The following is an 11,660-nucleotide window of genomic DNA, read 5'->3' as shown; positions in this document are numbered from 1 at the left end:
GCTCACACAGATTGCTTGAATAAATTGTTAAAGAGCATACTGAGCGGCTGTTGCCGTGTCAGTGGGAGCGATTATAGAGAAATCGATCACATAGGCAAGCGTTATTAGTAAATAACCTCACAAACAACAATCGCTGTATGGATTTAGTACAGAACCGTTTTTTTTCGCTCTTAATAGTATATAAATACCCCGACATAACGGATCTGCCCATTTAAAAGTCGCCATTTACGGTGCCAGATAACTAGTAATGTCCATTTATCGCGATACAATAACCTTAACCAAGGAGATAGACCCATGACTGAACTTAAAAAACAAATTATCGCAGAGATGAAAGTTAAACCAAGCATCGATATCGCCGATGAGATCCGTAGTCGCATTAACTTTATCAAACAGCAATTAACTAACTCAGGATTAAAAAGTTTAGTATTAGGTATAAGTGGTGGTGTTGATTCATCAACTTGTGGCCGACTATGCCAACTAGCGATTGAAGAGCTTAATACTGAACACAGTAATGATGATTATAATTTTATTGCCGTGCGCTTACCTTACTCAGTACAGGCGGATGAAAATGATGCTCAAAAAGCACTTAACTTTATTAACCCGAAAACAGCCGTCACAGTCAATATTCAGTCAGGTGCAGATAGTATTCATGCCGAGGTACTCAGATCCGTGAAGGCCGCTGGATTACCAGAAAGCACCGCATTCAACCAAGATTTTAATAAAGGTAATGTCAAAGCAAGAATGCGGATGATTGCACAATATGAAATTGCAGGGTTATATTGTGGTTTAGTACCGGGAACCGATCATAGTGCAGAGAACATTTCCGGCTTCTTTACTAAGCATGGTGATGGGGCTTGTGATTTAGCGCCGCTATTTGGTTTAAATAAACGCCAAGTTAGAGCGCTAGCCGAATTTTTGGGGGCTCCACAAGAGGTTTATCAAAAAATACCGACTGCAGATTTAGAAGAAGATCGCCCGCAACTTGAAGATGAAGTGGCACTCGGTGTGACTTACGATCAAATTGATGATTTCTTAGAAGGGAAAGACATCGATATTAAAGCTGAAACTAAAATTATCGATACCTATAAAAAAACGACTCATAAGCGTAATCCAATTCCAACACCAGTGTAATGCGTAGTTAATGACGAATACAAAAAAGCAGAGATAACTCTCTGCTTTTTATCGCGACAATGACTTTAACGCTTACTTTACAATTTTAGTTGGTTTTGGCCAATTTTTGATATGACGTTGTTTTACTCGAGTGATCACCAGTTCATCGGCAGCTACATCTCTCGCAATAGTAGATCCGGCACCAATAGTGGCATTTTTACCAATAGTAACAGGCGCGATCAATTGACTATCAGAACCAATGAATGCGCCATCTTCAATCACCGTCTGGAATTTATTTACCCCATCATAGTTACAAGTAATCGTACCCGCACCAATATTTACGTTTTCACCAATCATGCTATCACCAAGATAAGCAAGATGACCGGCTTTAGAACCTTTACCTAACGTTGTTTTTTTCAGTTCAACGAAGTTGCCTACATGTGCATCGTCTTCCAATATTGTATTAGGACGTAAACGTGCAAATGGGCCAACACTACAATCAGCACCGATTGTCGCTGATTCGATAATTGAATTTGGTTTAATCTCAGAGTTATCACCAATATGACAATCTTTTAAAATACAGTTAGCACCGATAGTGACACCACGACCAATCGTTACTTTGCCTTCGATGATCACATTAATATCAAAGGTAACATCGTTACCAACATTCACTTCACCGCGTAAATCAAAACGGCGTGGATCAAGCATAGTCACGCCTTGTTCCATGAGTTTATATGCTTGTAATTGTTGGTATGCGCGTTCTAGTTCCGCCAACTGCATACGGTTGTTCACACCTTCAACTTCAATATTTGCAATCGGGTGAACCGCGTTAATCGTGCGACCGGCTTTATGCGCAAGTGCAATTACATCAGTTAAGTAATATTCACCTTGCGCATTATTATTATCTAACAAAGACAACCAGTGTTGAAAATCGGCCCCATTAGCAACGAGAATACCGGAGTTAACTTCATTAATTTTAAGTTGTTCTGCTGATGCATCTTTTTGTTCTACAATACCGACAACCGTGTCGCCATCACGGACAATGCGGCCATAGCCCATCGGATTATCTAATTTCACAGTAAGTAAACCAATACCACCTTCAGGCTGAGATTGACATAAATGTGTTAGCGTTTCTTGGCTAATTAATGGCACATCACCATACAATATCAATATCTGTTCATCTGCTTTAAATTGATCCGCCGCCTGCTGTACTGCATGCCCAGTCCCTAATTGCTCGGCTTGCAGCACCCAATCTAATTTTTCATCTTTGATCCGCGATTTTAGTAATTCTGCACCATGGCCATAGACTAAGTGGATATCGTTAACATCTAACTGTTTTACGGTATCAATAACATGTTGGACCATTGGTTTTTTAGCGATAGGGTGAAGAACTTTAGGGAGATCTGAACGCATACGCGTTCCTTTACCAGCGGCAAGAATAACAACACTAATAGGCATAATGGGCTCTTATCTGAATGATGACATTGAAAATATAAATAGTATGTTCAGGTTATAGGGAATTATTAAATTTAACAATATGCTGTGTGTATTAAAGGCATAAAAAAAGCGACCCTAAGGTCGCTTTATGACAACTGAACGTGTTCAATTAAAAATTCAAACTAATTGAATTTTTTAACCAATTTAAGCACGCGCAATTGAGCAATAGCATCAGCCAGCTGAACGGCTACTTGAACGTAATCTACATCTTGATTAGTTGCAGAATTGTTAAGCAGTTCTTCAGCTTGTCTTTTGGCTTCTTGCGCTTTGGCTAAATCTAGATCTTCTGCACGAATTGCAGTATCAGCCAGAACGGTAACTTCACCCGGTTGTACTTCACAAGTACCACCAGATACGAAGATAATTTCTTCTTCACCGTGTTGTTTAACCAAGCGCACCATGCCAGGTACTATACCAGTAAGTAGTGGAGTGTGACCGGCTAAAATACCGAACTCTCCACCAGAACCGGTAATTTGAACGCTTTCAGCACGGCCGGAAAATAACACTCCTTCAGCGCTTACTACATTCAAATCAAAAGTCATAGCCATAGTGCCCTCGCTTAGTTACATTTTCTTCGCAGCTTCAACAGCATCGTCGATTGAACCACAATACATGAACGCTTGCTCAGGAAGATCATCGTAATCACCTGCTAGTAGGCCTTTAAAGCCACGTAGCGTTTCTTTCAATGATACTAGAACACCTGGGTCACCCGTAAATACTTCTGCAACATGATACGGTTGAGTCAAGAAACGTTGGATCTTACGAGCACGAGATACGATTTGCTTATCTTCTTCAGATAGCTCATCCATACCTAGGATCGCAATGATGTCTTTTAACTCAGTATAACGCTGTAGTACACCTTGAACGCCACGAGCGATGTCGTAATGTTCTTGACCAACTACTAGAGGGTCTAACTGACGAGAAGTAGAATCTAGTGGGTCGATCGCAGGGTACATACCCATTGAAGCAATATTACGGTTCAGTACAACTGTTGCATCTAAGTGAGCAAATGTTGTTGCTGGAGATGGATCCGTTAAATCATCCGCAGGTACGTATACCGCTTGGATAGATGTAATTGAACCACTCTTAGTTGAAGTAATACGTTCTTGTAGGATACCCATTTCTTCAGCAAGTGTAGGCTGGTAGCCTACTGCTGATGGCATACGACCTAACAATGCAGATACTTCAGTTCCCGCAAGTGTGTAACGATAGATATTATCGATGAATAATAATACATCTTTACCTTCGTCACGGAAGCGCTCAGCCATCGATAAACCAGTCAAAGCAACACGTAAACGGTTACCTGGAGGCTCATTCATTTGGCCGTAAACCATGGCTACTTTATCAAGTACGCCAGCTTCTTCCATCTCGTAGTAAAAATCGTTACCTTCACGAGTACGCTCACCAACACCAGCAAACACAGATAAACCTGAGTGAGCTTTAGCGATGTTGTTGATCAGTTCCATCATGTTTACGGTTTTACCAACACCGGCACCACCGAATAGACCGATTTTACCACCTTTAGCAAATGGGCAAATCAGATCGATAACTTTAACACCCGTTTCTAACAATTCGTTAGAAAGTGACTGCTCTTCATAAGAAGGGGCTGCACGGTGAATTTCATAACGCACATCTGTCGGGATAGCGCCTTTACCGTCAATAGGGTTACCAAGTACGTTTACAATACGACCAAGACATTCGTCACCAACAGGCACGCTAATCGCGCTACCAGTGTTAGTTACTTTAAGGCCTCGGCGTAGACCGTCACTTGAACCCATAACGATACAACGAACAACACCACCACCAATTTGTTGCTGAACTTCCAGCACCAATTCAGATAGGTCAGTGTCGTCAAATGTCAGTGCATCGTACACTTGAGGTACGGATTGCTGTGGAAACTCAACGTCCACAACTGCACCGATGATCTGGACAATAATACCAGTACTCATTTTAAATCCTCTAAACTTTACAAGTTTGCCTAAACCGCTGAAGCACCAGCACAAATTTCAGAAATCTCTTGTGTAATGGCAGATTGACGGGCTTTGTTAAAAATTAACTGCAGCTCATCAATAATGTCACCAGCATTGTCAGTTGCATTTTTCATTGCAAACATACGCGCTGCTTGTTCTGATGCAGCGTTTTCAACAACACCTTGATACACTTGAGATTCAATAAATCTAACTAATAATTTAGTTAAAAGCTCAGCAGGTTCACCTTCATATAGGTAATCCCAGCCATGCTTCGGTAATGCTTCATTTTCTTCCGATGCAGGCAACGGCAGTAGTTGATCGATAGTTGGTTCTTGCGTCATTGTATTAACAAATTTGTTATATACAACGAATAAGCGATCCAACTTCCCATTATCGTATGCTTCGAGCATAACTCGAACAGAACCAATCAAATCGTCTAGTGCAGGTTCTTCACCGAGGTTAGCAATATTAGCCACCACGTTTCCGCCTACACGACCAAAAAATGAACCGGCTTTAGCACCTATTAGGCCTAAATCGATATCTACTTTTTTGTCAGACCATCCCTTCATATCAGCGATAGTCTTTTTGAAAAGGTTAATGTTCAAGCCACCGCATAGACCACGGTCAGTTGAAATCACAATATAACCAACACGTTTCACTTCACGCTCTTCTAGGTACGGATGAGAGTACTCTAGAGAACCTTCGGCGAGATGACCGATCACTCTGCGCATTGTGTTAGCGTATGGGCGACTAGCTGCCATGCGATCTTGTGCTTTACGCATTTTACTCGCGGCAACCATCTCCATTGCGCTGGTGATCTTCTGAGTATTAGTAATACTCCCGATCTTGTTTTTAATTTCTTTAGCGCCGGCCATTTGCTTCTCCTATTAAGCTAACTGTGGCAGCAAAGGCTGCCACCGCTCTTACCAGGTTTGTGTAGACTTAAAGCTTTCAATTAAGCTTGATAGCTTAGCTTGAACATCTTTGTCGTACGCGCCTGTTTCATTAATAGAAGCAAGTAAATCAGCGTGTTCTGCTTTAGCATAAGCTTGTAGAGACGCTTCGAAGCTAACAATTTTGTTAACTGCGACATCTTCTAATGCGCCAGTTTCTGCTGCATATAAAGATAGAGCCTGCTCAGCAACAGTCATTGGAGCATATTGGCCTTGCTTCATTAGCTCAGTAACTTTTGCGCCATGATCAAGCTGCTTACGCGTTGCATCATCAAGGTCAGAAGAGAATTGAGCAAATGCTGCTAATTCACGATACTGTGCTAGTGCGGTACGAATACCACCAGATAGTTTCTTAATGATCTTCGTTTGTGCAGCACCACCAACACGCGACACAGAGATACCTGGATCAACCGCAGGACGAGTGCCTGAGTTAAACAGCTCTGTAGTCAAGAAGATCTGACCATCGGTAATCGAAATTACATTCGTTGGTACGAACGCAGATACGTCACCACCTTGGGTTTCAATGATAGGTAGCGCAGTTAAAGAACCTGTCTTACCTTTCACTTCACCTTTAGTGAATGCTTCTACGTATTCAACGTTTACACGAGCAGCACGCTCTAGTAGACGTGAATGCAGATAGAAAACGTCACCTGGGTATGCTTCACGGCCTGGCGGACGACGTAATAGTAATGAAATCTGACGGTAAGCAACGGCTTGCTTAGACAGATCATCATATACGATCAGCGCATCTTCACCACGGTCACGGAAGTATTCACCCATGGCACAACCAGCGTATGGGGCTAGATATTGTAGTGCCGCAGCTTCAGAAGCCGTTGCAACAACAAAAATAGTGTTTTCCATTGCGCCATGTTCTTCAAGCTTACGTACTACGCGAGCGACGGTAGAAGCTTTCTGACCGATTGCTACGTATATACATTTGATGCCTGAGTCTTTTTGGTTAATGATTGCATCGATAGCGATAGCACTCTTACCAACCTGACGGTCACCAATAATAAGCTCACGTTGACCACGACCGATTGGGATCATAGAGTCAATCGCTTTGATACCGATCTGGATAGGTTGATCAACCGATTTACGTTCCATTACACCCGGTGCAATTACTTCAACAGGAGAGAAACCATCGTTGTCGATAGGTCCTTTACCGTCGATAGGCTCACCAAGTGTGTTTACAACACGACCTAATAAGTTGCGACCTACTGGCACTTCAAAAATACGTCCAGTTGAACGTACTTTTTGGCCTTCTGCAAGACCCATGTAAGAACCCATTACTACCGCACCAACAGAGTCACGCTCTAGGTTAAGTGCGATACCAAAACGGTTGCCAGGTAATTCAATCATTTCGCCTTGCATACAGTCTGCAAGGCCATGAATACGAATAATACCATCGCTTACTGAAACGATCGTACCTTCATTTCTTGCTTCACTAACAACGCTGAATTTTTCAATACGTTGTTTGATCAGATCACTGATTTCTGTAGAATTCAGTTGCATGCTATTCCCCAATTACGATTGTAGCGCTTCCGCAAGTTTATTTAACTTACCGCGTACAGAGCCATCAATAACTAAATCACCAGTCTGAATAATCAAACCACCAATTAATGTGTTATCAACGTTGCAATTTAACTTAACTTTGCGTGCTAAACGTTTTTCCAACGCGATTACAATATTTGCTTCTTGCTCTGCCGTTAATGGCATTGCAGAAGTAACGTCAGCTTCAACAGATTTCTCATGCTCCGCTTTGTAGTATGCAAATAAAGTAACAATGTTTGGTAATGCGCTTAAACGAGCGTTCTCGGCCAATACTTTAATAAAGTTTTGGCCTGATTCGTTAAGTTGCTCATCAGCTACCTTGATAAAAGTATCAGCAATAGAGTGAGCACTTACAGCACCATTTAATAATGTAGAAATATCTTTATTTACTGCAATTTCCGCCGTAAACGCTAACATTTCTTGCCATTTATCAATAGCCTGTTCCTTAACGGCAAAATCAAATGCAGCTTTAGCATATGGACGAGCAATAGTAGTCAAATCAGACATAAGCCCCCCAGTTGTTAAAGTTCTGCAACGATTTTGTCAACGATGTCACTGTTAGCAGCGGCATCAATAGAACGTTCGATAATTTTTTCAGCACCGGCAATAGCTAAACCAGCTACTTGTTTGCGTAATTCTTCTTTTAGACGATTACGTTCAGCTTCAACTTCAGCTTCTGCTTGAGCAAGAATTTTAGCTCGCTCTGCATTTGCTTCTTCTTTAGCTTCATCGACAATTTGAGATTTACGCTTATTTGCTGCATCAATGATAACTGCCGCTTGCGCTTTAGCATCTTTCAATTGATCTGTTGCTTTAGCTTCCGCTAGCTTCAAATCTTTAGCAGCTTTATCCGCACTTGCAAGACCATCGGCAATTTTCTGTTGACGTTCTTCGATAGCCGCAATCAGTGGTGGCCATACATATTTCATACAAAATAGTACGAATAACGTAAACGAAATCGCTTGGCCTAAAAGAGTTGCGTTGATATTCACAACGAACCTCCTTGGTTAGTAGTGGACCAAAAGCTGATTAAGCGATGAATGGGTTCGCGAATAATAGGAATAATGCGATACCAACTGCAATCATAGAGATCGCATCAAGAAGACCAGCAACGATAAACATTTTAGTTTGTAATGCTGGCGCCATCTCTGGTTGACGAGCAGAAGACTCTAGGAATTTGCCACCTAAGATAGCGAAACCGATTGCTGTACCGAATGCAGCAAAACCTAGTAAGATAGCAACAGCAAAGATAGTAGCTGATACAATTTCCATTTTATTCTCCAAATAAGATAAAAAATTTTAATTAAAATTTGTGTTTATAAATTAATGATCTTCACATGCACTGCTTAGATAAACCATAGACAGCATCATGAAGATAAACCCTTGTAGAACGATTACCAAAATATGGAAAATCGCCCATGGCACACTTAGTCCCCACTGAAGGTACCAAGGCATAAGCGCGATCAAAATAAAGATCAGCTCACCTGCGTACATGTTACCAAACAAACGAAGCGCTAATGAAATAGGCTTAGCCAGTAAAGTAACCATTTCCAGTGCAAAGTTAAAAGGAATAAATAACCAGTGGTTAAATGGGTTCATAGTCAGTTCGCGAGCGAACCCTTTGACACCTTTAACCTTGATGCTGAAACCAACAATAAGAAGAAAAATACTAATCGACATAGCGAAGGTAGTATTTAAATCCGTTGTTGGAACAACTTTCATGTAGTCAATTCCCATTGCTTTTGCGGCTTCAGGAATGAAATCCACAGGAACCAAATCCATTGTATTCATCAGAATAACCATCATGAAGATAGTTAATGACAACGGTGCGATTAACGCATTACGACCATGAAAAGATTCTTTCACGATATTGTCAACGAACTCGATACACATTTCAACAAAACATTGAAATTTGCCTGGTACGCCCGTAGTCGCTTTCTGACCAACTCGATAGAATGTCCCTAAGAATAAAATCCCTAAAGCAAGGGTTACGAAAAGTGTGTCTAGGTGCCAAGTCCAAAATCCTTCACCAACCGCTAAATTAGTTAAGTGATGTTGGATATATTGGGTCGACGTTAGTGCTTCACCTGTTACAGACATTTTTCATCCCAGTTTTTTGTTCATAAAATAAGGAGCAAATAATTGTGAGCCGATTGCTAATGAGAACGTCACGTAAAGGGGAAGATAATTCACCTTAACGAAACCTAATACCACAATAAAGAACACAACTGTCAGTACCAATTTTAACGTTTCACCTAATGCAAATGATGCTACAACATCTTGAATCTGTCTGGCGCCCATAAACCGGAAAGCCAAACGGGTAAAGATGTAATTTGGTAAGACATAAATAATGCCACCAAAAATTGCAGAACGAGCAGAAAGCTCTCCATCAATAAACAAAAAGGTTAACGCGCAAACGGCCACTAATAGCACCTGAAACACAATCAATTTAATAGCTTGATTGAACGCATTCATTGCTAATTTGTTTGACACAATAAACCCCTAAAACAATCTTTTTGAAGCATTCAAAAAAAATATACAAAAACGCTTCTAAAAGCAGGATAAATTATACGTTGAAGTGGTGCTAATGCAACTCATTGCAATACAGATAAGGAAAGCTAAGTGTAATATTCTGAAAAATGAGATATGACAGGCGTTACCCACTAATGAGTACCGCCCTTATAATATTAAATTCTAAACAACGTGGTTATTATGAAATAAAGTTATTTTGACATCAGATAAAATATAAACCTTTGATATTTCAAGTGAAGATAATTGTAAACAAAAGCGTATCTTACTGAGCTAAGTCTATTTATTGACTCATAACTGCATTTTTAAAAATATTAACTTAATTTGATCTTTATCATCTGGAGATTAAAAATTAACCCAAAGTTGCAACTATATCATCCAATTCAGCAAGGCTAGTATAGTCAATGGTTAGCTTCCCACAGCCATTTGCACCTTGTTTGATGATAACTTTGGCTTTTAATCGTTCCGATAAGCGATATTCTAGGTTAATAACATCGGGATCTTTTACCTTTATTGGGCTTATTTCAACTTTCGGTTCCAGTAGCTTTCTCACTAATTTTTCGGTATCGCGAACAGTTAAACCACGTTGGGCAATATTGCTTGCAGCTTGTGATTGCAGCTCACCTTCAAGTGCCAATAATGCACGGGCATGACCCATCTCAATGTCGCCATGTTCAAGCAACGTTTTCACGTCATTATTGAGACTATTTAAGCGTAATAAATTCGATACCGAGGCGCGTGATTTACCTACTGCATCAGCGACTTGTTGATGCGTTAATGAAAACTCTTCAATTAAACGCAGTAATGCAGTTGATTCTTCCATTGCATTTAAGTCTTCTCGTTGAATATTTTCAATCAGAGACATCGCCATCACCGCTTCGTCAGCCACATCTTTGACGATACAAGGGACTTTACTTAAACCCGCTAATTGCGCAGCACGCCAACGACGTTCCCCGGCTATAATTTCAAACTGTTGGGGATTTAATTCACGAACAACAATTGGTTGGATAATACCTTGTGCGGTAATAGAGGCGGCTAACTCATCTAAGGCATCGCTAGCCATATCTTTACGTGGCTGATACTTGCCTGGATATAACCATTCAATTGGTAATTTTTTGAATTCATTCTCAACCGTTACTGTCGGTTGCGCTAGATCATCAGCGGTTTGTTCTTTGGTTCTTGCCATGGCACTGGTTCCGAGCAAAGCGTCCAGACCTTTGCCTAACCCTCGTTTTTTCACGTTCATGCTTGTTCCTTTGTCTGTTCGCTCTGTTCATGGGCTAATTCTTGACGACGAATAATTTCACCCGCGAGCGCTAAATACGCTTTAGCCCCGTTAGATGATTTATCATAATACATGGCAGGCGCACCAAAGCTCGGCGCTTCAGCTAAACGGACATTTCGCGGGATCACAGTACGATAGACTTTATCCCCAAAATGTTGCTTTAATTGTTCGGACACGTCTGAAGCTAAACGATTACGCGGGTCATACATGGTGCGTAATATGCCTTCAATTTTCAAATTAGGATTAACAGCGGCGGCTAATTTACTGGTGGTATCCATTAATGCGGTAAGGCCTTCGAGTGCATAATACTCACATTGCATTGGCACTATAATTGAGTCGGCAGCAGCCATGGCATTAATGGTTAATAAGTTTAGTGATGGCGGACAATCAATAAAAATATAATCGTAATAGTCTTTTACCGCCGCTAATGCATTCTTTAACCGTAACTCGCGGGCAAAGAATGCCATTAACTTAATTTCTGCCGCAGTGACATCTTGATTCGCTGCGATCAGATGATATTTACCCGACGTTTCAGTAATAACAACCTCTTTTATTGGCTTTTCATCAACCAATAAATCATAAGCAGAATACTCGACGCTATATTTGTCGACACCACTGCCCATGGTTGCGTTACCTTGTGGATCAAGATCAATCAGCAATACCTTACGTTTAGTCGCCGACATGGAGGCTGCTAAATTGACACAAGTCGTTGTTTTTCCTACGCCACCTTTCTGGTTAGCTATTGCTATGATTTTGCCCACAAAT

13 protein-coding genes are annotated in these 11,660 nt (G+C 40.9%); 1 reads left to right on the top strand and 12 read right to left on the bottom strand.

All coding sequences use genetic code 11. The annotated features are described in order from the left end of the window. Nucleotides 1–294 precede the first annotated feature (294 nt). Entirely contained in the window at nucleotides 295–1,131 is an 837-nt protein-coding gene (gene nadE / locus HRT96_RS19315; protein WP_293159890.1) for an ammonia-dependent NAD(+) synthetase, read from the top strand. 72 nt (nucleotides 1,132–1,203) lie between these two features. On the opposite strand, the gene glmU is transcribed toward nadE, so the two are convergent. From glmU to HRT96_RS19255, 12 genes are all read right to left on the bottom strand, one after another. Beyond that, nucleotides 1,204–2,568, bottom strand: a complete 1,365-nt coding sequence (glmU, locus tag HRT96_RS19310) for a bifunctional UDP-N-acetylglucosamine diphosphorylase/glucosamine-1-phosphate N-acetyltransferase GlmU (protein ID WP_293159888.1) — start codon at nucleotides 2,566–2,568, stop codon at nucleotides 1,204–1,206. Nucleotides 2,569–2,729: 161 nt separating this feature from the next. Further along, nucleotides 2,730–3,155, bottom strand: coding sequence for a F0F1 ATP synthase subunit epsilon (locus HRT96_RS19305; RefSeq protein ID WP_006034090.1), 426 nt, complete (start codon nucleotides 3,153–3,155; stop codon nucleotides 2,730–2,732). Between the two features lie 15 nt (nucleotides 3,156–3,170). Then, nucleotides 3,171–4,556, bottom strand: coding sequence for a F0F1 ATP synthase subunit beta (gene atpD / locus HRT96_RS19300; protein ID WP_293159885.1), 1,386 nt, complete (start codon nucleotides 4,554–4,556; stop codon nucleotides 3,171–3,173). 29 nt (nucleotides 4,557–4,585) lie between these two features. Next, nucleotides 4,586–5,452 (bottom strand): F0F1 ATP synthase subunit gamma, encoded by an 867-nt coding sequence (gene atpG, locus HRT96_RS19295; protein ID WP_293159883.1) that lies wholly within the window; start codon nucleotides 5,450–5,452, stop codon nucleotides 4,586–4,588. A 48-nt stretch (nucleotides 5,453–5,500) separates the two neighbouring features. Next, the gene (gene atpA / locus HRT96_RS19290; protein ID WP_293148780.1) at nucleotides 5,501–7,042 is read right to left on the bottom strand and encodes a F0F1 ATP synthase subunit alpha; all 1,542 of its coding nucleotides are present in this window, start codon (nucleotides 7,040–7,042) and stop codon (nucleotides 5,501–5,503) included. A 12-nt stretch (nucleotides 7,043–7,054) separates the two neighbouring features. Next, on the bottom strand, nucleotides 7,055–7,588 hold the full coding sequence (gene atpH, locus HRT96_RS19285) for a F0F1 ATP synthase subunit delta (protein ID WP_293159881.1): 534 nt from the start codon (nucleotides 7,586–7,588) through the stop codon (nucleotides 7,055–7,057). A gap of 14 nt (nucleotides 7,589–7,602) precedes the next feature. Further along, nucleotides 7,603–8,073 carry a F0F1 ATP synthase subunit B gene (atpF, locus tag HRT96_RS19280; protein WP_006034085.1) on the bottom strand — a complete coding sequence of 157 codons (471 nt, stop codon included), beginning with the start codon at nucleotides 8,071–8,073 and terminating at the stop codon, nucleotides 7,603–7,605. A 37-nt stretch (nucleotides 8,074–8,110) separates the two neighbouring features. Continuing rightward, nucleotides 8,111–8,353, bottom strand: a complete 243-nt coding sequence (gene atpE, locus HRT96_RS19275) for a F0F1 ATP synthase subunit C (RefSeq protein WP_006034084.1) — start codon at nucleotides 8,351–8,353, stop codon at nucleotides 8,111–8,113. A 51-nt stretch (nucleotides 8,354–8,404) separates the two neighbouring features. Then, nucleotides 8,405–9,181 (bottom strand): F0F1 ATP synthase subunit A, encoded by a 777-nt coding sequence (atpB, locus tag HRT96_RS19270; protein ID WP_293148778.1) that lies wholly within the window; start codon nucleotides 9,179–9,181, stop codon nucleotides 8,405–8,407. Nucleotides 9,182–9,184: 3 nt separating this feature from the next. Further along, entirely contained in the window at nucleotides 9,185–9,574 is a 390-nt protein-coding gene (locus tag HRT96_RS19265) for an ATP synthase subunit I (RefSeq protein WP_293148777.1), read from the bottom strand. A 388-nt stretch (nucleotides 9,575–9,962) separates the two neighbouring features. Then, nucleotides 9,963–10,856 (bottom strand): ParB/RepB/Spo0J family partition protein, encoded by an 894-nt coding sequence (locus tag HRT96_RS19260; RefSeq protein ID WP_293159879.1) that lies wholly within the window; start codon nucleotides 10,854–10,856, stop codon nucleotides 9,963–9,965. After that, nucleotides 10,853–11,656, bottom strand: a complete 804-nt coding sequence (locus HRT96_RS19255) for a ParA family protein (RefSeq protein ID WP_293148775.1) — start codon at nucleotides 11,654–11,656, stop codon at nucleotides 10,853–10,855. The genes HRT96_RS19260 and HRT96_RS19255 overlap by 4 nt, the downstream gene beginning before the upstream one ends. Between the last annotated feature and the right edge of the window lie 4 nt (nucleotides 11,657–11,660).

Origin of the sequence: Moritella sp. (assembly GCF_013215705.1) — a bacterium.
Classification (GTDB): domain Bacteria; phylum Pseudomonadota; class Gammaproteobacteria; order Enterobacterales; family Moritellaceae; genus Moritella.
Note: the sequence above shows the minus strand (reverse complement) of the source record. Positions and strands in the feature narration are given on the sequence as shown.